General features: G+C 54.5%; 25 protein-coding genes. 12 read left to right on the forward strand and 13 right to left on the reverse strand.

All coding sequences use genetic code 11. The features are described from left to right. Nucleotides 1–20: 20 nt before the first annotated feature. From AAZT04_RS21685 to AAZT04_RS21695, 3 genes are all read right to left on the reverse strand, one after another. Nucleotides 21–584, reverse strand: a complete 564-nt coding sequence (locus AAZT04_RS21685; RefSeq protein WP_048762234.1) for a DcrB family lipoprotein — start codon at nucleotides 582–584, stop codon at nucleotides 21–23. 80 nt (nucleotides 585–664) lie between these two features. Beyond that, nucleotides 665–1,099, reverse strand: a complete 435-nt coding sequence (locus tag AAZT04_RS21690; protein ID WP_046374732.1) for a GNAT family N-acetyltransferase — start codon at nucleotides 1,097–1,099, stop codon at nucleotides 665–667. A 40-nt stretch (nucleotides 1,100–1,139) separates the two neighbouring features. Further along, nucleotides 1,140–1,805: a 7-cyano-7-deazaguanine/7-aminomethyl-7-deazaguanine transporter gene (locus AAZT04_RS21695; protein WP_020824792.1), complete on the reverse strand. Its 666-nt coding sequence runs from the start codon at nucleotides 1,803–1,805 to the stop codon at nucleotides 1,140–1,142. Between the two features lie 220 nt (nucleotides 1,806–2,025). Here AAZT04_RS21695 and tusA point away from each other — a divergent pair, with 220 nt between their 5' ends. Then, nucleotides 2,026–2,277, forward strand: coding sequence for a sulfurtransferase TusA (gene tusA / locus AAZT04_RS21700; RefSeq protein ID WP_020824793.1), 252 nt, complete (start codon nucleotides 2,026–2,028; stop codon nucleotides 2,275–2,277). Between the two features lie 13 nt (nucleotides 2,278–2,290). Here the strand turns inward: tusA and AAZT04_RS21705 are convergent, their stop codons facing one another. The 4 genes from AAZT04_RS21705 to AAZT04_RS21720 form a co-directional block, all read right to left on the reverse strand. After that, nucleotides 2,291–3,412, reverse strand: a complete 1,122-nt coding sequence (locus tag AAZT04_RS21705; RefSeq protein ID WP_165367007.1) for a DUF4056 domain-containing protein — start codon at nucleotides 3,410–3,412, stop codon at nucleotides 2,291–2,293. Next, the gene (locus tag AAZT04_RS21710) at nucleotides 3,412–4,548 is read right to left on the reverse strand and encodes a BamA/TamA family outer membrane protein (RefSeq protein WP_020824795.1); all 1,137 of its coding nucleotides are present in this window, start codon (nucleotides 4,546–4,548) and stop codon (nucleotides 3,412–3,414) included. Before AAZT04_RS21710 ends, AAZT04_RS21705 begins: the two co-directional genes overlap by 1 nt. After that, nucleotides 4,548–5,615, reverse strand: a complete 1,068-nt coding sequence (locus AAZT04_RS21715) for a hypothetical protein (protein WP_116691456.1) — start codon at nucleotides 5,613–5,615, stop codon at nucleotides 4,548–4,550. Before AAZT04_RS21715 ends, AAZT04_RS21710 begins: the two co-directional genes overlap by 1 nt. Nucleotides 5,616–5,789: 174 nt before the next feature. Further along, complete coding sequence (locus AAZT04_RS21720) at nucleotides 5,790–8,105, reverse strand: zinc/cadmium/mercury/lead-transporting ATPase (protein ID WP_262034159.1); 2,316 nt, start codon at nucleotides 8,103–8,105, stop codon at nucleotides 5,790–5,792. 671 nt (nucleotides 8,106–8,776) lie between these two features. Between AAZT04_RS21720 and AAZT04_RS21725 the strand changes: the two genes are divergently transcribed. After that, nucleotides 8,777–10,240 carry a serralysin family metalloprotease gene (locus tag AAZT04_RS21725; RefSeq protein ID WP_020824798.1) on the forward strand — a complete coding sequence of 488 codons (1,464 nt, stop codon included), beginning with the start codon at nucleotides 8,777–8,779 and terminating at the stop codon, nucleotides 10,238–10,240. A gap of 55 nt (nucleotides 10,241–10,295) precedes the next feature. Continuing rightward, complete coding sequence (locus AAZT04_RS21730) at nucleotides 10,296–10,673, forward strand: AprI/Inh family metalloprotease inhibitor (protein WP_046374727.1); 378 nt, start codon at nucleotides 10,296–10,298, stop codon at nucleotides 10,671–10,673. A 39-nt stretch (nucleotides 10,674–10,712) separates the two neighbouring features. On the opposite strand, the gene AAZT04_RS21735 is transcribed toward AAZT04_RS21730, so the two are convergent. Next, nucleotides 10,713–11,339, reverse strand: a complete 627-nt coding sequence (locus tag AAZT04_RS21735) for a lysoplasmalogenase (protein WP_020824800.1) — start codon at nucleotides 11,337–11,339, stop codon at nucleotides 10,713–10,715. A 400-nt stretch (nucleotides 11,340–11,739) separates the two neighbouring features. Here AAZT04_RS21735 and AAZT04_RS21740 point away from each other — a divergent pair, with 400 nt between their 5' ends. After that, entirely contained in the window at nucleotides 11,740–12,297 is a 558-nt protein-coding gene (locus AAZT04_RS21740; protein WP_369982314.1) for a tyrosine-type DNA invertase, read from the forward strand. A 72-nt stretch (nucleotides 12,298–12,369) separates the two neighbouring features. On the opposite strand, the gene AAZT04_RS21745 is transcribed toward AAZT04_RS21740, so the two are convergent. The 3 genes from AAZT04_RS21745 to AAZT04_RS21755 all read right to left on the reverse strand — a co-directional run bounded on the left by AAZT04_RS21745 (nucleotide 12,370) and on the right by AAZT04_RS21755 (nucleotide 15,009). Continuing rightward, the gene (locus AAZT04_RS21745; RefSeq protein WP_129941173.1) at nucleotides 12,370–13,146 is read right to left on the reverse strand and encodes a helix-turn-helix transcriptional regulator; all 777 of its coding nucleotides are present in this window, start codon (nucleotides 13,144–13,146) and stop codon (nucleotides 12,370–12,372) included. Nucleotides 13,147–13,436: 290 nt separating this feature from the next. Then, a complete protein-coding gene (locus AAZT04_RS21750) occupies nucleotides 13,437–13,817 on the reverse strand; it encodes a CaiF/GrlA family transcriptional regulator (RefSeq protein WP_020824804.1) in 381 nt (126 codons plus the stop codon). Nucleotides 13,818–14,451: 634 nt separating this feature from the next. After that, nucleotides 14,452–15,009, reverse strand: a complete 558-nt coding sequence (locus AAZT04_RS21755) for a tyrosine-type DNA invertase (RefSeq protein ID WP_048762248.1) — start codon at nucleotides 15,007–15,009, stop codon at nucleotides 14,452–14,454. Nucleotides 15,010–15,155: 146 nt separating this feature from the next. Here AAZT04_RS21755 and AAZT04_RS21760 point away from each other — a divergent pair, with 146 nt between their 5' ends. From AAZT04_RS21760 to AAZT04_RS21780, 5 genes are all read left to right on the forward strand, one after another. After that, nucleotides 15,156–15,461 (forward strand): hypothetical protein, encoded by a 306-nt coding sequence (locus AAZT04_RS21760; RefSeq protein WP_046374724.1) that lies wholly within the window; start codon nucleotides 15,156–15,158, stop codon nucleotides 15,459–15,461. A gap of 23 nt (nucleotides 15,462–15,484) precedes the next feature. Then, nucleotides 15,485–16,171 (forward strand): hypothetical protein, encoded by a 687-nt coding sequence (locus AAZT04_RS21765; RefSeq protein WP_046374723.1) that lies wholly within the window; start codon nucleotides 15,485–15,487, stop codon nucleotides 16,169–16,171. Nucleotides 16,172–16,240: 69 nt separating this feature from the next. Next, nucleotides 16,241–16,858 (forward strand): hypothetical protein, encoded by a 618-nt coding sequence (locus AAZT04_RS21770; RefSeq protein WP_153263162.1) that lies wholly within the window; start codon nucleotides 16,241–16,243, stop codon nucleotides 16,856–16,858. Next, nucleotides 16,830–17,450, forward strand: a complete 621-nt coding sequence (locus AAZT04_RS21775; RefSeq protein WP_161800674.1) for a helix-turn-helix transcriptional regulator — start codon at nucleotides 16,830–16,832, stop codon at nucleotides 17,448–17,450. Before AAZT04_RS21770 ends, AAZT04_RS21775 begins: the two co-directional genes overlap by 29 nt. A 136-nt stretch (nucleotides 17,451–17,586) precedes the next feature. Next, entirely contained in the window at nucleotides 17,587–17,943 is a 357-nt protein-coding gene (locus AAZT04_RS21780) for a DUF2500 domain-containing protein (RefSeq protein ID WP_020824810.1), read from the forward strand. A 27-nt stretch (nucleotides 17,944–17,970) separates the two neighbouring features. Here AAZT04_RS21780 and AAZT04_RS21785 read toward each other — a convergent pair whose 3' ends face one another. Further along, nucleotides 17,971–18,243 (reverse strand): DUF1145 family protein, encoded by a 273-nt coding sequence (locus AAZT04_RS21785; RefSeq protein WP_006317223.1) that lies wholly within the window; start codon nucleotides 18,241–18,243, stop codon nucleotides 17,971–17,973. Then, on the reverse strand, nucleotides 18,233–18,853 hold the full coding sequence (gene rsmD, locus AAZT04_RS21790; protein ID WP_048762257.1) for a 16S rRNA (guanine(966)-N(2))-methyltransferase: 621 nt from the start codon (nucleotides 18,851–18,853) through the stop codon (nucleotides 18,233–18,235). The genes AAZT04_RS21785 and rsmD overlap by 11 nt, the downstream gene beginning before the upstream one ends. A 220-nt stretch (nucleotides 18,854–19,073) precedes the next feature. Here rsmD and ftsY point away from each other — a divergent pair, with 220 nt between their 5' ends. Genes ftsY through ftsX form a run of 3 tightly spaced genes read left to right on the forward strand, consistent with a single transcriptional unit; the run spans nucleotide 19,074 to nucleotide 22,355 of the window. Then, nucleotides 19,074–20,735: a signal recognition particle-docking protein FtsY gene (ftsY, locus tag AAZT04_RS21795; protein ID WP_434681693.1), complete on the forward strand. Its 1,662-nt coding sequence runs from the start codon at nucleotides 19,074–19,076 to the stop codon at nucleotides 20,733–20,735. 5 nt (nucleotides 20,736–20,740) lie between these two features. Continuing rightward, nucleotides 20,741–21,412: a cell division ATP-binding protein FtsE gene (gene ftsE / locus AAZT04_RS21800; RefSeq protein ID WP_020824813.1), complete on the forward strand. Its 672-nt coding sequence runs from the start codon at nucleotides 20,741–20,743 to the stop codon at nucleotides 21,410–21,412. After that, a complete protein-coding gene (gene ftsX, locus AAZT04_RS21805) occupies nucleotides 21,402–22,355 on the forward strand; it encodes a permease-like cell division protein FtsX (RefSeq protein WP_020824814.1) in 954 nt (317 codons plus the stop codon). Before ftsE ends, ftsX begins: the two co-directional genes overlap by 11 nt. The last annotated feature ends 289 nt before the right edge of the window (nucleotides 22,356–22,644 follow it).

A 22,644-nucleotide genomic window follows, 5' to 3' on the forward strand; every position in this document is an offset into this window, starting at 1 on the left:
TAGGCTGAGTCAGTAAAAGTTTACTTGTTCAGTTTCAGCGTTTTGATGATGCCTTCGGCTTCACTTTGCGCCTGCTGCTGGTTATCCGCTGGCAGCGTCACCTGAATGGTCAGCATGTTGTTATCCAGCGTGCCAATCAGGATGGAGGAGTAGGCCTTCTCGCCGCCGCTGGTAATGATGCTGTCCAACTGACGCAGCGGCACGCCGTTTACGTCGATGGCTTTGTTGGTGACCACCTGCAGGTTCGCATCACGCGCGCGCTGGGTATCTTCCAGACGCTTGCTCAGGGTTTCCAGACTGTCGGCGGTTTTGTCGCCGAGGATCACGATCACTGCGCGTTGGCCGGTGCTGTCGGCGTAAACGTGCATGTTGTTCGCCTGATTACCCAGCTTGCCGCTTTGGTCCGCCATACCGACCGGCAGGGTGAACGCCAGCTTACCCTCCAGCAAGCTTACCTGTTGCCCGGCCGGTGCGCTGGCTGCGGCATCGCCCGCCGGCGCTTTGGTGTCTTTGGTTTCGCCGTCGCAGGCCGCGAGGCCAAGCACTAACAGGCTGATACCCATCAATTTTGCTACTTTACGCATTGGGCTTCCTTCTTCCTTTCAGGTAGGGTTTCACTGCCGTATCGCAACCTATTCCAGGGTGAAATGCAAGGCAGATGTTGTCACAAGGTTTTCTCAAGTAATAGCCGATAATCAGCCACTTCGCCTTTCTTTTCCAGTTGAACAATCTGATAGTGATTGTTGATAAGCATCATCAGCATCGCACGGAACTGATTCCGGGTTTTCACCCTCAACTGGTGATAACCCTGCGCCCGTGCCCAGTTTTCCTGCTCGGCCAATAGCGCTAACGCCACACCGTGGCGGCGATAAGCCGGCAATACGGCACCCAACCAGCTGTAAAACACTCGGTCTTGTTGCTGATAACCGAGTTTGAAACCGGCAGCCTGGCCGTCGACTTCGGCGATCAGTGCGGCCATCGGGAGCGAGCCGATGCGCTGTTGCAGATCGTTGAGGTTGTGCAGATTGCCGAATTCGGGGATTTGCTGATACAGACGATGAATTTCTTCGAGGGTGGCGTGGCGGGTGGTGACGGTCATGGCGGCCTCCGGATGGGTAGGCCGCCAATGATAACACGGGTCAGCTCGGTTGCAGGCTGCTGTCGCCCTGGCGTGCGGCAATGCGTTTGAGCAGCATATTCAGCAGCACGCCATACATTGGCAGGAAGAACAGCATGCAGATCAGCACCTTGAAGCTGTAATCGACCAGCGCAATCTCGACCCAGTTGTTGGCCATAAAGGCGTCGCTGCTCTTGTAGAATGCAATAAAGAAGAACGACAGCGTGTCGCTGATATTGCCAAGGAACATGGCCGCGGCAGGGGCCACCCACCAGGCGCTGCGCTGGCGTAACCGGTTGAAAACGTGTACGTCGAGGATCTGACCGAGCACGTAAGCCATAAAGCTGGCGACGGCGATACGTGCGACAAACAGGTTAAAGCTACCCAGTGCGGCAAACCCCTGCCATTCCCCCTGATAGGTGACGGTGGAGATGACGTACGAGATAAACAGGGCCGGCACCATCACCGAAAGAATGATGCGTCTCGCCAGCGGGGCGCCAAAAATACGCACCGTCAGGTCGGTTGCCAGAAAGATAAATGGGAAGGTAAACGCACCCCAGGTGGTATGGAAACCGAAAATGGACATCGGCAACTGCACCAGGTAGTTACTGGAGGTAATGATGACAATATGGAACAGCGATAGCCAGACCAACGCGGTGAGGCGCTGTCGAGCGGTAAACGAATACATGTTGTAGCCTTTTTAGCAGTGGGGTGAGGGAACCCAGAATGTCTTGTCTGTGCAGCGAAATAAGCTGCGCGGCCGCATGATACGCGTTTGCGCAACCAATGCAATGGTTAAATTTAACGCAAACGTTAACGCATCTTGCACAGAAAAACTACCGGCGTAAACTAGGCGCTAATGAGATGCGGCGAGCGTACGCCGATCGCTTTTGACCGAGAAAAATTGCATGACTGACTTGTTTGCCCAGGCCGACCAGACGCTTGATGCGCTGGGGCTGCGCTGTCCGGAACCGGTAATGATGGTGCGTAAAACCGTGCGCCATATGGATAACGGTGAAACCCTGCTGATTATTGCTGACGATCCGGCCACCACCCGCGATATTCCGGGTTTTTGCCGTTTTATGGAGCACACGCTGGTGGCGCAGGAAACTGAAAAAACGCCTTACCGCTATTTATTGCGTAAAGGTGTTGAGCGCTAATCGCCGCTTTTGCCTAGCGTTTTTGCAGTATTTGCTGTGCGTCCGATGCGCGAGCATGCATTGCCAGCCCCCTGAAATCCTGCGGGCGGTAATAGTGGGGCGGCACCGGCAGAGAATGCATCGCATCCGTCGGCCAGAGTTGCAGTTCACCCAGCTTTGCCAGCCAGAACCCCTGAATCTGCAGCGGTAACATCAGGCGTTGTGGGGCGGTGTTTTCGAACGGCGGCAGAGCCGGCAGGCGATTGCTGCCGGTCGTGTAATCCCGTTTTAAGACCAGAAACTTCTCCGGTACCCGGCGATGGCTGTCCCACCAGTCGCCGTCAATCCCGTCAAACTGCCGCTGAGTTGCCCTGATGGAGACGGCGCCAAGCTGGTGCAGGGCCTGGGGGAGCAAATTCTCCATGGCGTGGTTGTAGGCCGTTAGGGAAACCGCCTGCCCCTGCAAGATAGCATCGATCGCCAGCCGTGATCCCAGCAGGTTGGAATACAAATCTTCCGGTGAAAAAGCCGAGACCTCCTCCGAAAACCCCGGTACCGACTGGTAGCCATACCACTGTGCCACTTCATGCCACGCCGCCATTTGAAAGGCGAGTTCTCCTGCCAAATACGCCGCGAGCGTATAGCGCTGCGCAGCATCCTGAGGCGGGGTAAAGGCGTTCAGCTGGATACGGCGTATTGCCAACTCGGGGCTAAGATCGATATTCCATTGCTGGCCCAATCGGGGTAACAGTTGGCTGAACAGGAAAAGGGTATTGTCGGCGGTGTCGCGTACGTGAGCGATATCGATAAATCCCCCGCGGCGGGTGTACATCACCCCCAATTGCTCGCTGCCAAGTCCCATCAAGTTGCTAACGGCATTGAAAGCGCTGTCGTTATAGTGGTGACGGCCAAGCCGGTCGGCATCCACCAGGTTACCCAACTGATAAAAGGGGACTGGGATACCCCAAACTTGCGCTTTGAGGTTGTAGCCAAAGGCACAGCAGGGGCGCAAACCATCCGGCGGGGACAGCGGCGTAGCTACCGGCCAGGCGATACGGCTTTCGTTGATGGGTTGCGAGGTCACCAACGTTTCCACGGGTTTGGCAGATAGCGCGGAAGTAAACGACAACAAAACCAGCAGTACAACAGAGCGCATTAAAAAGCTTCCCCAACCTGAAAGTAAAATCCACTGCTGCCACGTCCGATGCCAAAATCGAGCCGCACGTTCATTTTCGGTTTGAATTCAAAACGGTAACCCGCTCCCAGCGTGGGTAACCAGGGCCCCTGGCCCAAATCGCCAGCCTTGCTACTTAGCGTTCCCGCACCGGCCCAAAGAACGTAACCGTGGCGCCAGTTCAGCTTGCGACGATATTCGATCTGGCTGCTGAACACATTTCTGTCGCGATAGCGGCCTTGATAATAGCCGCGCATGCGTTTGTCGTCACCCAGGCCGGACAGCCTGTCCCAGGGCACCTCGCCCGTCGTCAGGCGGCTGTAAGCGTCTAACGCCAGCACGCTTTTCGCACTCAAGCTGTGGTAGGCATTGTACTGGCCTTCTACAGCATTGAAACGGCTGTCGCCGCCCAATTCTGGCGCAAAATAGGTGTCGCTCAGGCGAAGATACTGGCCACGGCTGGCATTAGAAACGAAGTCGCGCGTATCGTAACTCAGCGAACCGCTGACTCCTGAACTTAGCGATGAAACGCCGGCTTTTTGGGCCCTTAACAGGCTGCTGTCATCCTCATCAGTTTTGCTGGCGTGCGTCGAGGAAAAATCCCAGCCAACCCCCGCGTAGGTGGCATTGGCAATGCGATACAGCAGCTGTGGGGCTATCTGGAATGCCTGCTGCGTGTACTTTTCTTTGTTGCCGTTGTTATGCCCAGCCTGGTAACCGGTGCCCCAGAAATAGGTGGGCATATTATTCAACGAGCCGTCGGCAAAAAAACGCCATTGGTCGTCAGCGAAAAAACTGTGGTTTTGGAAACCGACGCCGAAGGCACCGGTGGTGCTGAAAAAGCCCTTTAACGCCAGCGTCGAGTTTTGGCTGACTTTATCCTGGCTGTCCGGGCGATATATCCCCACGACGGCGGTACCGATACCAAGACCGAGTTCTGGCGTATAGAACGGGCCGGGCAAGACTCCCCAATCGATGGCTTTGCTGCTGTCGAATTGGTTGTTAGACCCCAAAGGGGCCAACATTTCATCTATTTGCTGGCGTGACAACAAAGTAGCGTGAGCTCCGGGTAGCAGAACCAACAATACCAGCGGCAAACTGCGGATCGATATTGCCATCAGAAGCGATATTCACCGGAGACCATAAAGCTGTTACGTTCGCTAAAGCCAAATTCGGTCAACAGGTTAAAGTGTCTGGTGATCTCGTATTGCGTGCCAATCAGTACGTTCCACGGCGATTGCAGGTGCTGTTTCACGTCAAAACGGCCTTCACCCTGCTGATTGGCCATCATCATCAGGCTCTGAAGTTCGGTTGGCATTTTTAAATCACTCAGGCTGCCTTTGAACCTCTGCTGGACGTCCTGATACATGGTGCCGACCCACAGGTTGAGATGGGTTTGGCCACTGATACCGGGCACCAAGAAGCGGTAACCTACCCGAGGCGACACCGTCAGTGCGGAAATCTGACCATCAAGGATATCGAAATTGGTGCGGGTGTAGTTGGTATCGACCGAGGTGAACCAGTTCTCATATCCCCCAACCAGCGTGAAACCGGCGCCGTAAGTGGTGCCTTTAAAATCGAGCTTAAAATCCAGATCGCGCAGTTGCCCACTTTGATTCATGCGGTGCACCTGACCCGCGATAACCTTGTTCAGGAAGCCTTTTTGTTGACTGGGATCGGCGTCTACGGAAACCTGGGACAGCGAGCTGCCTTTGGTATGGCCGATGATGCCGTAAACATTGAGGAATGGCAGTACCCAGGTGTCCAGACGCATGGTTTCCGTTTTGCTTTTCTCGCGAGTTTTGCCCACGTCAATGTTGAACAAATTGGATGGCAAGGGAGTTTTACCCAGGCTGAGGCCGGAAAATTGGATACTGTCGACATCGATATTTTGCCGCATGTTCATGTAGTTGATGCCGATCCCGAAGGGTTCCGGCAGATCATAACCACGGGCGCGTGCTTCATCCCCCCAAATCGGCAACAGGCGATGCTCAGGCTGGGGTTTTGCCTTGGGCGCATCGTTATGCTGGGCTGCGGGTAAGGCGTTAGGGGTGGTGAAAAGGGGGCGATCGGCGCTATCAATGAGTTGCTCTGTGGCGGCAGAATCAGGCTGCTGCGCCAGAGCCAGTGTAGGGATAAAAGGGACGACGATCAGGTTCAGGATTTTAAAATATAGCGGTTTCATTCATTCGGCCATGACTCTGATAAGTTAAGTAGGCTTATCGGGTTTCAGGAATAGGTGGCGGAAGAATATAGAAAGGCATGCTGGTTTTATGGTTATTACGTGCGACTTGCCGGTGTTATTTTTCGGCTAAGTGAATCAGGATGCCATTGCTGGCATCCTGATATGTGGTTCTTATTACTGACGTTTCTTCAGCAGGCGTAGGGCGTTGGCGGTGACCAGCGCGGTAGCGCCAGAGTCCGCCAGCACTGCCAGCCACAGCCCGGTCAGACCCATCAGAGTGGTGATCAGGAATATCCCTTTCAGCCCCAACGCAATGGTGATGTTCTGGCGGATATTGGCGTGTGTAGCGCGTGAGATGCGGATCATCTCCGCCACGCCCAGCAGCCGATTGTGCGTCAGCGCCGCGTCGGCGGTTTCCAGCGCCACGTCGGTGCCACTGCCCATGGCAATACCGATGCTGGAGGCTTTCATTGCCGGCGCATCGTTGATGCCATCGCCGATCATCGCCGTTGGGCGTAACTCGCTCAACTCGGTTACCGCCCTCACTTTATCTTCCGGCAGCAAACCGGCACGGTAGTCCAGCCCCAGCTCGGCGGCAATCGCTGCGGCGGCACGAGGGTTGTCGCCGGTTAACATTACGCCGTTGATCCCCAACGCATTCAGTTCGGCAATCGCCTGCTTGGCGTCGCTGCGCAGCGTATCGCGCAGGGCCAGCAGGCCGATCGGCACGCCATCTTCCAGTACCACTACTGCCGTTTTACCGGCATTTTCCAACCGTTCCACCTGGTTAGCACCTTGCTGATTGAGCAAGCCTGCAGCCAGTTTGGCCGGTGTACTGATCAGTACGGTTTTACCGTCGACAATGCCTTCCACACCGACGCCGGCCAACGCACGACGGTTCTGTGCCGGCGGCAAAGGAGCACCATATTGTTCGGCGCGATTGATAATGGCCTGCGCCAACGGGTGATGGGAGCCAGCTTCTACCGCTGCGGCAAGGATCAACAGTGACTGTTCGCTGATGCCGTTGAGCGGCAGCACATCCGTCACCGTCGGTTTGCCTTCCGTCAGGGTACCGGTTTTATCGAAGGCGATGGTTTGCACCTGGCCGAGCTGTTCCAGCGCCGCGCCACCTTTAATCAACGCGCCGCGACGGGTTGCCGCCGCCAGTCCGGAGGTAATGGCTGCCGGAGTGGAAATCACCAGTGCACAAGGACAGCCGATCAGCAACAGGGTCAGGCCGCGATAAATCCAGACATCCCAGGGTTGAGCATACATCAACGGTGGCACCAGAATTACCGCGATGGCCAGCAGCATAATGGCCGGGGTGTAGTAACGGCTGAAACGGTCAAGGAAACGCTCGATCGGCGCACGGCGTTCTTCGGCTTCCTCAATCAGTTGCAGTATACGGTCGATGGCGTTTTTGCCCGGCTCGGAAATCACCTTCATCTGCGCGGCCTGATCGACCGACAAACTGCCCGCCGCCACTTTCTGACCTTGCTGACGTTCGACCGGGACCGACTCGCCGGTCAGGGCGCTTTCGTCGAAGCTGGCGAACGGGTTGAGCAGTTCGGCATCGGCCGGAAGGCGACCGCCGGGGGCAATTTCAATCACATCGCCAGGACGCAAGCTGGAGACCGGCACGCGTCTACGCTCGGTACCCTGCAGCAGCAGGGCATCTTCAGGAACCAGCTCCATCAACGCTTTCACGCCACGACGGGCGCGGTTGGCGGCGTAGGATTCGAGCATTTCGCCGACCATAAACAGCAACAGCACCATGGCCGCTTCGGCGGTAGCGCCGATAAACAGCGCGCCGATGGCTGCCACGCTCATCAGCGTTTCGATGGCAAACGGCGTGCCGGAGCGGATCAGACGTATCGCCTTGGTGGCGACCGGTGCCAACCCCACCAGCGTGGTGGCGATAAAGGCGATGCGGCTCAGCTCTGGATTGACCATGCTGAGTGCCCAACTGACGATCATCAGCGCGGTGAGCAGCAGCAACGGGCCGAATTCCCCCAGGCGTGAAGGTTTAGGCGGCTCGGCTTGGTTTGCCTGGGTGCCGAGCAGGGTAAACCCGGCTTGTTGCACTGCGTCCTGGATGCGCAGGCTAAGGTTCGACTGGCCGTCTACCACCAGCTTTTCGGTGGCGAATAACACCCGTGCATTTACGACACCCGGGATGGCAGTGACGGCATTTTCAATCTTTTTAGCGCAGCTGGGGCAGTCCATACCCGTGACTTTCCAACTGTAGCGCTCGCTGCCGGAGAGAGGGGCGGCAGCGAGCCTGTCACTTTCCTCGTCCGGATCCCCATGATCGTCAGCGCTGCAACAGCTGGCGCCATGATCGTGAGCATGAGTGTGTTCGCCAGGGTTGACGGCGTTTTGTTTTTCACTGCTGCAACCGTGCTGGGTTTTGCTGTGGCTGTGATTGCACCCACAGCCACCTTCGGCATGGTTATGTTCCTGATGATTGTGATTTTCATGGTTATGCATAACGTCCCCCCTCAGGGCAGTTAATGAGCTTCTTGCAACCAACTCTACACCCTGGAGTCCACTCCAGAGTCAAGCGACGGATGAGAATTATTGCTAATGGCGCACCGGAGGGAGAATTGGGGTATTTCTTTTTTCCCATGTCGTTTATCAGGAGGCGACGAGCGCGAAAGACCCGGAAAGCACGAGATGATTAGTCAAAAAAAGAAAATGTTATTCCTGCGGGAACTAAAAAGTACCGGCGGCTAATAATAAAGAGTTATTAATCTATAACGCTTTAGCAAAATTTAACTTTTAGCCGTCTAAATCCCAGCACGATTCGCTTGGCTCTGCAGGCCGCATTTTTGTTGGAGTTTGTTACCAACTCATGGCATTTAAGTTTCATTAATATTGTAAATAACGCAAAAAACCAGCATAAATCGCCTTCGAAACGATAATAAATGGCTGATTATTTTATGTGCAGTTTTACACTGCTGCCTATAATTGGAATCGATTACCATTTATGGTGGTAATCTTATTTGCTGATATATATGCATTAATTCTCTCTAACACACTGCCGGCAACGGCGCATAAACTCCTTCCCGTAAGCGTGCGGTTCGTTCTCCGTGGCTTCCTGGCAGGTTATGTCTATCTGTCTGATTGAAAACAATCAGCTAATGAGTGGAATCGAACCAATGCAATCTACTAAAAAGGCAATTGAAATTACTGAATCCAGCCTTGCGGCTGCGAGCTCCGCTTACAATGCAGTAGATGATTTGCTGCATTATCATGAGCGAGGCAACGGGATTCAGGTTAATGGCAAGGACTCATTTTCTACCGAACAAGCCGGGCTGTTTATTACCCGCGAGAACCAAACCTGGAACGGTTATAAAGTTTTTGGCCAACCGGTTAAATTAACGTTCTCTTTCCCGGATTATAAATTCTCTTCCACCAACGTCGCCGGCGATACCGGACTGAGCAAATTCAGCGCGGAACAGCAGCAGCAGGCTAAGCTGTCGCTGCAGTCCTGGTCTGACGTGGCCAATATCACCTTTACCGAAGTTGGTGCCGGCCAGAAGGCCAATATCACCTTCGGTAACTACAGCCAGGATCGTCCCGGCCATTATGACTACGATACCCAGGCTTACGCCTTCCTGCCGAACACCATTTATCAGGGCCAAAACCTGGGCGGGCAGACCTGGTACAACGTCAACCAGTCCAACGTGAAACATCCGGCCAGCGAAGACTACGGCCGCCAGACCTTTACCCACGAAATTGGCCATGCGTTGGGCTTGAGCCATCCGGGCGATTACAACGCCGGCGAAGGCAACCCGACTTACAGAGATGCCAGCTACGCCGAAGATACTCGTGAGTTCAGCCTGATGAGTTACTGGAGCGAAACCAACACCGGTGGCGATAACGGCGGGCACTACGCTGCGGCGCCACTGCTGGATGACATTTCCGCTATTCAGCATCTGTATGGTGCCAACCAGACCACCCGTACCGGCGATACCGTGTATGGCTTCAACTCAAATACCGGACGTGACTTCCTCAGCACCACCAGCAATTCGCAAAAAGTGATCTTTGCGGCCTGGGATGCGGGCGGCAATGACACCTTCGATTTCTCCGGTTACACCGCTAACCAGCGTATTAATCTGAACGAGAAATCTTTCTCCGACGTGGGTGGGCTGAAAGGCAACGTGTCCATTGCCGCAGGTGTGACCATCGAGAATGCGATTGGCGGTTCAGGCAATGACGTGATCGTCGGCAATGCGGCCAACAACGTGTTGAAAGGTGGCGCGGGCAACGACGTGTTGTTCGGCGGTGGTGGGGCTGATGAGCTGTGGGGCGGTGCGGGCAAAGACACCTTTGTCTTCTCTGCGGTCAGCGATTCTGCGCCGGGTGCCTCCGACTGGATCAAGGATTTCCAGAAAGGCATCGATAAAATCGACCTGTCATTCTTCAATCAGGGCGCGCAGGGTGGCGATCAGATCCACTTCGTCGATCATTTCAGTGGCGCAGCGGGCGAAGCCTTGTTGTCTTACAATGCGTCGAATAACGTCAGCGATCTGGCCCTGAATATCGGTGGCCATCAGGCCCCGGACTTCCTGGTGAAAATCGTCGGCCAGGTTGACGTCGCCACTGACTTTATCGTTTAACAGTGCAGGCGGTAACGCCCGGCGCCGGTTGGCCGGGCGTTATACAGGAGCCGATATGAAGGGCAAGGTGACGCACGTCGCTGCAGTCGTGGGCGGTATGATGGTAACGGGAGCAGTTATGGCCAGCAGTTTGGTTCTTCCCAGCGCGCAATCATTGGCGGGGCAATGGCAGGTCGCCAATGCCGAACAACAATGTCAGATTGAGTTTTTGGCCGGTGAACAGAGTGAAATCAACGGCTACTCCTTGGTTGATCGGCAGCACTGTTTGGAAAAGGTGTTAACCGCCGAGGTGGTCGGTTGGCGCCCGGCACCGGACGGCATCGCTTTGCTGCGGGCGGATGGCAGTACGCTGGCGTTCTTCTCGCGCGATGGCGATATTTACCGCAACCAGCTTGGCGCGGATGACGGACTGACGCTGAAAGCGCTGGTATAACAACAGCGGGTTCGGCAGTCGAACCCGCCCTGAGCAGCCTTACAGATACAGCGAACGTACGATCAGGAAATGGCCGGAGAAATAGCAGAAGGCCACCAGCGCATCCGCAGCGCGGAAGGTCCAGCGATAGCGGTTAACCAGCCACACCACGTTGGCCAGCAGCAGCAGTGAAGTGCCCGCCAGCAGCGAGAAACCGAAATCGGTGCTGCGCATAAAGTACTGCTCACCCGCCAGCCACACCATCAGCAGCGTCATCGCTACATAAGTGGCGATCGGCCAACGCATTTCTTCCAGTCGCGTCCAAATTGTTGCCAGTAACAGCACGCCGATAATCAGCAGCGCCAGCGGCAGCGGCCAAAACAGGCTGAAGGTCATCTGACTGGCGAAGCTCAGGGTATACAGCAAGTGCGACAGGAAAAAGGCACCGATGGCGTAAAGCACGCGTTCGCGCGGCAGCAGCAGCAAGGTGTCGGCGATTAAGGTTGCCAGCAGGCCGAGGACGATCAGATACCCTGCAGGCCCCAACACCGGCGCTTGCCAGGCCAGCAATAACAACAGCAGCAGAGTGATGGGCTTAAACACCCAGCGCTGCCAGCGAGGCCCACGGTAGGAGGCATCGACGAACAGCCAACCGGAAAAGAATACGGCAAGGAACGGCCAACTCATTATGTCTTCCTTATTCATTATGGGAACCGTAGCTTCCGGCTCCAAATTGTCACCAGCGTCACTTCTGTTTGCAGTGTAGGCAGCGCCTCTGCGATCGACAATGCTTTCTTGCTGATGAACTGTAACTTATTTGCAGAGTAAGAAAGGGGGACGTGGTTTTTTTCGGAAAAACTTACTGACAATGGCTACTCTACCGTTGCGGATCATTTTCTGAGAGCCATAGCTGCTCGATGCGAATGCTAATTAATTAGTAATTAATGCTGCGCGTGACAATAATAGCTAAGGATTAATCTTAGAGTCTCATTATTATTTAGCACAGTTGGGTAACTGTATTTGCATTTTTGGCTGTTTTTTAAACCCGCCATCGGTCCTGCTTGATACATGATGTTTCTGGGGAGTTATGCAATTGGAAATAAGAAAATATCTGAATGAATCAGAAATAAAAAAAATGATAAAAAATATAAAGGGAGGACTAAACTCGGTACGGGACAGCTGTATGATCACCATGTGCTTTGTTCACGGTTTGCGGGCCAGCGAGTTAAGCCGTATGACGCTGGACAATATAGAACTCGCCGAGCGGCGGGTTTTTATTTCGCGACTGAAGAATGGTCTGTCGGTTCAGCACCCATTACAACCGGATGAGACCCTGATGCTTAAACGCTGGCTGGATGATCGTAAAGACAGCCCGCATGCCGGCCAGCCCTGGTTGTTTTTGTCGCGCAAGGGCGGCCGGCTATCGCGCCAGCAAATCTACCGACTGATCCGCGATTACGGCAAAGCGGCATGTCTCGAATTACCTGCCCATCCCCACATGTTGCGTCACGCCTGCGGTTATAGCCTGGCAAATAAAGGTATGGACACCCGACTGATACAAGACTATCTCGGCCACCGGAATATTCAGCATACGGTACTCTATACCGCCAGCAATGCCCAACGATTCAAAAGAATTGAATTTTAACTTTCGGCCAGGGCTTAATTCGCGCGAAATGGCAACAGTGTGATAATTAAGCGACGGTTTATTCCTATTAGGTCATTGGCTGAATATTTGATACTTATTCAGCATGACTGGGGGTGGTTTTTTTTGCTCTGTATTGTAGTGTTCGGCGGCGGCAAACAGTGCCACCTCATGGGGCACATTAAGTCGGCGCATAAGATTGAGTTTTTGGCCACTCACCGTTTTGACGCTTTTCCCCAGCAACTTCGCGGTCGCCGTGACGCTGCCGTTGCGCAGCAGGGCGGTCAACACCTGCTGTTCCGCTGCCGGTAAGGCAATCTGCGCGGTCGCATGCTGTGGGCCGTAAAGCAGCGCCCCCAGCGCATAGAGTTCGCCGTTGTGTTGCAAACCGGCTTTGTCCATGGCCCGTTTTTTATGGCTGGAAATGGTGCGAATATCTCGGTTCATGCGGGCGGCCAGCTGCCAGGGATGCATGCCGCCAAGCAATGTCAGCAACACCCGACTCTCTGTTAGCGTCAAAAGTGGCAGGCTCTGTGGTTGTTTGGTGGACAGATCGGGAGAGATGTTCAGCACGCCTAACAGACGGTGCCATGCGGGGGTGGAAAATGGTGCTTGCAGACTCAGTTTCAGGTCATGCCGGCAAGACTTCAGCACCACCAGTTGCCACAGCAGCGGTAGCCATTTGACACCGCCGGTATGGGGCAGGGGCTCTAGCCGCACGGCGCTTTCGGCGGCGGGGTGCAGTTTGAGAACAATGCTGGGCAGACTGTCCGCCGTGGCAATATTACGAAGCAGGTCCAGCTCTTTGGGAGCGGGGAAATAGCCGGTGCGATCGTTAACGGTCAAACGCATATCATCTCTCCTGCAATCAAATGAAAAAATTGCGCCGGGGTTAAAAAAACCAGTAGAGCAGCAGCGCAAAAAGACACCAGAGTAGTGCACTGAGGGTAAGCATCAGGTTCCAGGCAAGCCGCTCCAGGTGATACAAGGTTCTTTTGGTCAAGACAGGGTCATTCCCCTTGGTTTGAAAAAGTCGGGGCCGGTTAGACGCAACGCTGTTCATGTCATCACGGCTTGGCCCCGATGGGAAAAAGTTGTCTATAGGCAACCTCTCTAATTAGGGGAGCGAAAAGGGCCTGTTATCACAGATGCAGTTCGCTCCACGGCCGTTGAAGCAGTTGTGCCCAGACGCTTTGCCTGTCTACATTGCGCACCCTGGTGCTCTTTGTTCGTAATGGCAGAGGTTGGCTTACCGTGCGGATCCAGACCCGCAGTTCCTGGCGGTGCGATCGCGGATGCGTATAAACGTGTTGGTCGCAGGTGATGCAAGGGCTGTGAACGATATAGCGCAGAATGTAACCCGCTTTACGGCGCGGTACGTTAAAGGCCTGCATGATGCGCTGACGATTCAGATAGTGGTTTTGCAGCAACCCCCAGGTGGCCACAATGCGACATAACGGCTGTTCGGCCAGGTGCGCTACCGTTTCCGGCAGGGTGATATTCTCGTCATGCTGAAGCTTCATAAAACCCCCTGTCTCCTTGTACAATGAATAGTTGTTGGGGTGGCTTTGCCATGGATAAATTTTCTTGCGCCCGGTGCTTCCGATTAATGCTGAAACCCGTGTTGGGTGTCTTGAAAAAAACAAGAGTGAATCTGTCGTCACTATTGCGTATTTTCTTCACGTGCATGTTTCCACCAGTATTTCCACCTTTGCTGTTTTAAAGGGGACCGGTGCAAAGATGCAGAATTTCCATTTGGTATAATAATTAAAGTTATTTTTTATTTTCTCCTTTTATTTCAGTGTGATGCGTTGTTTTTTTTGAGCTGAAAATGCGACATTTTGGACCAAAATGTGACATTCAGATAATTAATCTGTTTTTAGGCGTTCCAGCGGGCTAATGTTTTAGTTTTAGTGGGGCGCTGACGGATTTGTCAGTGTATGTATCTGAAAATAAAATGACGTTGCTTCGCTGTTTAATTGCGTTAATTTATTTAACAAAGGTTCGCTTCGGTGAGCCTTTTTTATTTTGTTTAGTGGGTTGTTGATATTGAAGGAAATAAAATTGTTGCGTAAAAACGGGGGTATTCTTATTGACTTGAAATCGTACAAAACTAAGATATGTAACACTTTGGTCCAAAATGACCTATTTTCCACCTCACTTTTTTTGCCATAATCCAATAAAGCGATTGGGATTGCTGGCGGTATATATCACCGTATGTCGAATATTCCGGTGACCCAGATAATCCTGAATCAAACGCGTGTCGACGCCCGAATCCGCCAGCGCATAGCCACAGGCATGTCGCAGCATATGTGGGTGCGATGCCACCGTAATATTGGCGGCCTCGCCGTAGCGTTTAATCAAGTAATGCACGTGTTTGCGCGTCAGTTGGCCGCCTTTTTGCGACAGGAATAACCACTCGCTGTCAGCATCGCGCCACTTGTCGCGCAAATTGAGCCAGCACAACAAGTGCGGCAGCTCATCTTGCGCTAAGGGATGCACGGTCGAAAAACCGTTCTTCAGGCGGCGGATATAAATCACGTTATCGCGCAGATCGATATCAGATATTTTTAACTGACAGGCTTCGCTGGCGCGCAGCCCGTGGATAAAACACATCTGTATTAAACAACGGTCACGCTCCGGATGTTTTCCAATGTGCGTGGCAAGCAGGATGTCATTTATTTCACCGAGAGTGAGGTGTTTTCGAGTTTTCATTATTTTGGCTCCATATAGCCTCTCCGACCCGATGCCGTATGAGGATCTTACTGGAGAGAAAATAGCCTGTTTCCATTTTTTTACGCATCTATTTTCTTTGCGAATAAATGGCGGCAGTTGATCTGACAGGAGGAGTAAAAACCACCATGCAGCATGAATTAACCGCGATGGCAGCACCCACGATACTCACCCGCAAGGCCGCCCGTGCCGTTGCTGGCAAAGCCGCCAGCCTGGAACGGCGCATCATGCAACTCAGCGGGATGGCTTACGGTGTAGAAGATTGGCTGTGTGCGTTGCACAAGGCCGCCGAATTGTGGCGTAGCCTTAGTGAAACGCCCTTGTTGGCTGAAAACGAACGTCACTATGCCCGGCTACGCTATCACCACTGTGCTCATCCAGCCACTCATTTGCTGGTGCGTCAACGTTATCAGGCCGATCACCAGCAGTTCTGAATCTACAGCAGAGGGACTCCCTTATGTCAGCTACCTCTTTTCCATCGCGTTTGCGCGTGGTCGTGATGATGGCGCCGGGGCTGGTGCGAGAAGGCACCCTGAAAGTGTTAGCACTTACCCGTCAGGCGATCGCATCGTTAATTGTGGTCGACGATCTATTGACTCTGCGACAGACGTTATCGCAAGACGGAGCAGATATCATTATCACTGGGCTCTGCGGACATCGCGACAAACTGCGCGATTTTTTCCTGTTTTATTCCCACTATCTGCGTTTCGACCTCAATACTACCTGGCTGTTGTACAGCGAACCGTTAACACCGTTGCTAACCACTCTGAGCCCGTTGAGGCCGAGTGAAGGGCCATTGTGCCTACCGCACGATCTGCAGCCGCATCAGTTGCACGATTTGTTGCTGAAACGTCAGGCGTTGGGGCATCCGGCTTTTATGGCCAAGGGCCTGCTGTGTCGGACGCCGTCGGAGATTGCTCTCAGTTGGCCGGAGTTACAGGTCCTCAGTCATTTTGTCTGTGATGCGCTTGAACACCTCGTTACGCCAACGGGGGGATTTACGACGAAGACCCTGAGTGCCCATAAACGTAGCGCGATGCGCAAACTGGGTGTGCATCGCGATCAAGAACTCCATGCGTTGCTGTATGGTTCTCGCTTATGCCCAACAAGGAGGTTGCCTGATGTTGCCCTCAGCCAGAGATAAACACATCCGCCGCTACACTTGGTTGGCCATGTTGCTGGTATGCGGCATCTTTGGGTGGGGGGTAATTTGGTGCGCACTGAAATTCGGCGGTATTTAATGGTTGGCCGCGCTTGGTCAAGCCGGCTCTTAAAACAATTTACCGACAAGTGCTTATGCCCTCAGGTCATTACGCTCACTGTTAGGGTGGCGGTGACTTTGTTGTGGGGCGTGCTGTTTTTCCCTCAAGCTGAGGCTGGCACGCTGTTGAATGGCTTGCCGACGTCCTTTATTGGTCGCAGTGGGAAGAACGCATTGCCTCAGCGGCTGGCACAATGCCGTCATGACGCCAAAATACTCGACGCTTCGCCTGCGAACCATGCCGGGCGTTATTTCCATGTTCTGAGCGATCGCTTCGCTCAATGGGGAATTGGCCCTGAAACCGATGTCAGTCCTCCATTGACCCGCGTCCAACGCTGCGAACTTAATCGTTTCTGTGACATGTTGCACCGGCTGGCCGGTAGGCAACTGTTGGATCAGCTGTTTTTGCCACAGGGCGGGGTGGCTGAAGTGGAATATCGTACGGTGGTCGTCACGGCCCCAGGTTTAAGGAGAAACAATGACACCTCTAAAAGTGATGGTTATGGAGCCGAATCCCTGGTTTCGGCACGGAGTCCTGGCGGTGCTTGCGTCACTCCCCGCCCAGTATGAGGTTTGTGGGGTGACTGACCGGCTGTCGGAATTGCGCGGCCTGTTGCACAAACAACCGCTCGACCTGTTGTTGTCAGATACCCACGGACACGATGAAAGCTTGGATGACTTCTTTGTTTTCCGTGGGAGATTCTGGAAGAAGCACGCTAATGTGACCTGGCTGATGTGGAGCGACGGTTATAGTCCTTTCTTGTCGGGTTTATCTTCCAAAATGATACTGCCGGTTTGTCTGCAAAAAACGCTGCGTCCGACCGAGTTGAACTCACTGTTGGTGTTGCGTCATCGGCTGGGACATCATCATTTTTTGGCTGAACACCGCCGGACCCAGATGCGCGTCTGTTGTCATCTGACGCAAAAAGAGCTTTTGGTTATCAGCGCGTTGGCGCATGGCGAGCCGCAAAAGCAACTGGCGCGGCGGTTGGGGCGAAGTGAAAAAACCATCAGTTCACATAAGGCCCATGCCTTGCGCAAGCTGGGTGCCAGTAGCGATCGGCGGCTATTCCATCACCAGGGGGAAAATCGCCTGTTGGATATCCTGCGCTATGCAGGCATCAACATTCCTCATACTCCCTTGGGGAGTTACTCGACATAACCCATCATGCTGAAGAGCCGTTCGTAATAAGCCGCTAATCAATGTTATGCATGGGGTTGTCCCAGGCAACAGCGGTGTCAGTTTAGGGCTTGTGCTATGTTTACGCTGATTTCACCGCGTGGAGATGGGAAGTAAGATGAGTAAGCCACCGCTGTTTTTTATCGCTGTGATCGCGTTGATCGCCGTATTGGCGACGCACCGCTATTTCAATCAGCGCCGTATTGAAGCGGATAACGACCGTGCGCCGGTACGCAGTTTGCAGGTCACGGTGAGTGATAAACGTGAGTTTCCGGTCGCCAAGACCCGGGCACCGCAGCGTGAGCCGCTGGTCAATGAGCCGATGCATTATGAGGTGGTGTTTAGCCCGCAGCGCGGTGGCGAGGAGATCCGGCTGCGGTTGAAGCCGTGGCAGTATAATCCGATTGAAAAAGGCGCACAGGGCACGTTGAGCATGCAGGGCACGCGGTTTGTCTCCTTTACTGCCCAGCCGTAGGGCACCGGACCCGGTGCCCATGTGGGGTTATTTTCTTTTGATTGGCGGCTGTTTTTTCTGCCAGGCCAGCAGTTCGAATACGCCAAAGATGAAGATCTTGGCTTCTTGCCAGTAGCTTATCGGCTGATCTTTCGGTTGCGTGGACTTCAACAGAACCAGCTGCAGCCCGTGCATCACCACCATAAAGAACAGCGCCACGTCGATGAAATATTTCAGCGGCTTGGGAAAGGGGTGAAACAGGTTGGAGAGCAGAAAGCCCCACACGCACAGCATCAGCAGGCGACCCAGATTAATCAGCATTTTCGGTTTTCTCTTGCGAACGGATATAAAGACGATAAGCCACCTGGCCGGCGACTTTTTCACGGTGTAATTGCCAGTTGGCCGGGACATCAGCGGCGGCGCTTTCGGCTTCGGCTTCTACATAGATCCAGGCCTCATCGGCCAGCCAGCCCTGTTGCTCCAGCAGCGTGACGGTTTCAGCCAGCAAGCCTTTGCGAAATGGCGGATCGAGAAACACCACGTCAAACGGCTGAGCAGAGTTCGCCAGCCAGTTTAGCGTGTTGGTATTGACCACCTTGCCATTGCCCTGCAGCAGGGCCAGATTTTTTTCCAGTTGCTGCGCCACTGGGCGTTCAAACTCCAACAGCGTGACGCTGCCGGCATAGCGCGACAGCGCTTCCAGGCCGAGTGCGCCGCTACCGGCGAAGCAGTCCAGGCAGCGTGCGCCCTGGATCACCGGCGCCAGCCAGTTGAACAGGGTTTCCCGAACGCGATCGGTGGTCGGACGCAGCCCGGGGCTGTTGGGTACTGGCAGTTTTCGCCCGCGCCATTGGCCACCGATAATGCGGATCTGCCCGGCCGCAGCCTGAGGCGGTTTTTTTGCCGATGCCCGTGGCGATAGTCTTGTCATAGGTTTGCTTTGATTGTTTTCTGGCGGTGAGGCCGAATGAGTTGGCGATAAGTTGCCTCTATTCTACCGGTGAGAGGCGCCGGGGGAAACGGTAAAACTTTGTTGCCTGATTTCACAGTGGAAAGCATGCCGGATGCGTGTTGCTGAACGAGGGAAAGTGATAGACTCGGCGAATTATTGTCAGCATAAGCAAGCCTTCGGTACGGAGTAGAGTCATAACATGGCAAAAGATAAGAAACGCGGGTTTTTCTCCTGGCTGGGCTTCGGCCAGAAGGAAGAAGAGCAACAGCAACCTGAGACGCCGGTAGAAGCGGCGGAAAATCAGGCCGTGGAGACCCCGGCTGAACCGGTCGCTCCCAAGCTGGATGACCAGCTCCCCGCGCAGGAATCTGAACCTGCCGCTTCCGTAGAGACGCCTGGGGAGTGGGACGGCAGTCTGACCGGCGAGCATATTGCAGAAAGCGTGCCGGCGATCGTCGAACACACTGCCCCGGCAGAAAAGCTGGCGGAAGAGATTGTCACCCTTACTGAACAGGTGGCGGCAGAACAGCAACAGCCGGCAGCGGAAGAGATTGCCGTGCCTGTGGCCGTGGTTCAGCCTGAACCCGAACTTGTCATCGAGCCTAAGCCAGAAACGACCGCGGTATCAGAACCCGAAGTGGTTACGCCAGAGCCGATTATTGCGCCAGAACCGGAAGTGGTTGAACCGGAACCGGTGATGGTGCCCGAACTGGAAGTAATTGAGCCTGAACCTACTATCGTGCCAGAGCCAGAGCCAGAGCCAGAGCCAGAGCCAGAGCCAGAGCCAGAGCCAGAGCCAGAGCCAGAGCCAGAGCCAGAGCCAGAGCCATTGTCGGCCAGCGTTGCGCTGGAACCGATTATTGTCGCGCCGGCTATTGAAGAAGAAAAAGAAACTGAGCTGTTGGCTCCTGCGGTCACTCAGGAACAGGAGCGTCCGACCAAAGAAGGCTTCTTTGCCCGGCTGAAACGTAGCCTGGTGAAAACCAAGCAAAATTTGGGCTCCGGTTTTGTCGGCTTGTTCCGCGGCAAGAAAATTGACGACGAACTGTTTGAAGAGCTGGAAGAACAGTTGCTGATTGCCGACGTCGGCGTGGAAACCACGCGTAAAATCATTACCTCTCTGACTCAGCATGCCAGCCGCAAGCAGTTGAAAGACGCCGATGCGTTATACGGCAAGCTGAAGGAGGAAATGTCCGAAATTCTGGCTAAAGTTGATCAGCCGCTGGATGTTGGCGGTAAAAACCCGTATGTCATTCTGATGGTTGGGGTGAACGGCGTGGGTAAAACCACCACCATCGGTAAGCTGGCTCGCCAGTTCCAGGCGGAAGGCAAATCGGTGATGCTGGCGGCGGGGGACACCTTCCGTGCCGCGGCGGTAGAGCAACTGCAGGTGTGGGGCGAGCGCAACCGTATTCCAGTGGTGGCGCAGCATACCGGCGCGGATTCCGCCTCGGTGATTTACGATGCGGTCCAGGCCGCCAAGGCCCGTGGCATCGACGTGCTGCTGGCCGATACGGCAGGGCGTTTGCAGAACAAAGCGCACCTGATGGAAGAGCTGAAGAAGATTGTCCGCGTCATGAAAAAACTGGACGACCAGGCCCCCCATGAGGTTATGCTGACTCTCGATGCCAGCACCGGACAGAATGCTGTCAGCCAGGCGAAATTATTTAATGAAGCCGTGGGCTTAACCGGTATCACACTGACTAAACTGGACGGTACCGCCAAGGGCGGGGTGATCTTCGCCATTGCCGATCAGTTCGGTATCCCGATTCGCTATATCGGCGTTGGGGAAGGCATCGAAGATTTGCGGCCATTTAAGGCTGACGATTTTATTGAGGCACTTTTTGCCCGAGAGGATTAATACGGATGATTCGCTTTGAACAGGTCAGTAAAGCTTATCTGGGCGGACGGCAGGCCCTGCAGGGGGTCGATTTCCATCTGCGCCCGGCAGAGATGGCGTTTCTGACCGGCCATTCCGGCGCGGGGAAGAGTACCCTGCTGAAACTGATTTGTGGTATCGAACGGCCAAGCGCCGGCCATATTTGGTTTGGCGGCCATGACATCAGCCGGTTGAAAAACCGCGAGGTGCCGTTCCTGCGTCGTCAAATCGGCATGATTTTCCAGGATCACCATCTGCTGCTGGATCGCACGGTTTATGACAACGTGGCAATGCCACTGATTATCGCCGGCGCCAGCACCGAAGACATCCGTCGCCGCGTTTCCGCTGCGTTGGACAAAGTCGGGCTGCTGGATAAGGCGAAGAACTTCCCGATTCAGCTTTCCGGCGGTGAGCAGCAGCGTGTGGGTATCGCCCGCGCGGTGGTGAACAAGCCGGCGGTACTGCTGGCGGATGAGCCTACCGGTAACCTGGACGATGCGTTGTCGGAAGGCATTCTGCGCCTGTTCGAAGAGTTTAACCGCGTGGGTGTCACCGTGTTGATGGCCACCCACGACACCGGGCTGATCGCCCGTCGCAATTACCGTATTCTGCGCCTGAGCCAGGGCCGCATGGCTGGAGGAGCGCATCATGGCGAATAATGCAAAAACCGCCAAGAGCAAAGCGCTGCGTGGCGGCTGGCGGGAACAATGGCGCTACGCCTGGATGAACGCCGTCAAGGATATGCTGCGCCAGCCACTGGCGACGCTGCTGACGGTGATGGTCATCGCCATCTCCCTGACGCTGCCAAGCGTGTGTTATATCGTTTGGAAAAACGTCAGCACCGCGGCGACGCAATGGTACCCTACGCCGCAGTTAACGGTGTACCTGGATAAATCCCTGGATGACGACGCGGCGGTGAAAGTGCTCGACGCCATCAAAGCAGAAGCTGGCGTTGAGAAAGTGAATTACCTGTCGCGTGAAGAGGCCCGGGGCGAATTCCGCAACTGGTCCGGCTTTGGCGGCGCGCTGGATATGTTGGAAGAGAACCCGCTACCGGCGGTCGCTATCATCACGCCGAAAATGAGCTTCCAAAGTTCCGACACCCTCAATACCCTGCGCGATCGCGTCGCGGCAGTGCAGGGGGTGGATGAAGTGCGGATGGACGACAGTTGGTTTGCCCGTCTGGCTGCACTGACCGGGCTGGTGGGGCAAGTGGCTGCAATGATCGGCGTGCTGATGGTGGTGGCCGTGTTCCTGGTGATCGGCAACAGCGTACGTCTGAGCATCTTCAGCCGCCGCGATACTATCAACGTGATGAAGCTGATTGGCGCCACCGACGGTTTCATCCTGCGGCCGTTCCTGAACGGCGGAGCGATGCTGGGCTTCTTTGGCGCATTGCTGTCGTTGGTGTTGTCCGGGGCGATGGTGTGGCGGCTGGAGTCGGTGGTCACCGGCGTAGCCAAGGTATTTGGTACCACCTTTACCCTGCACGGCCTGGGTTGGGATGAGGCGCTGTTGCTGCTGATTGTTTCCGCGATGATCGGCTGGATCGCCGCCTGGCTGGCGACGGTGCAACATTTACGCCGATTTACACCACAATAAAGATTTTTTGGTATACTCTTCTCCTGCTGCTCCGAGCGTGTTGCGGGAGAAGAGCTACCGGCACTAACTTAAGCACCATCCAGTCTCTTCTTAGCGCACAAATTCCCTATCGGCCTGAATATTCGTCACGTATTGTCATGGACAATGCGATCGAAAAACTGTGAACTAATAGGGCGGAACGCGGTCAAAATCTGCAGCAAAATGTTATGGTGCCCGGTGTGTGGACCGCTTTTGCAATAGCAACTGCCGTAGAATCAATCATTTCCCCGCCGTGACAATCACCTGCATG

It is taken from the genome of Serratia sp. Je.1.23.a (genome assembly GCF_051129805.1).
Taxonomy (GTDB): Bacteria; Pseudomonadota; Gammaproteobacteria; order Enterobacterales; family Enterobacteriaceae; genus Serratia; species Serratia liquefaciens.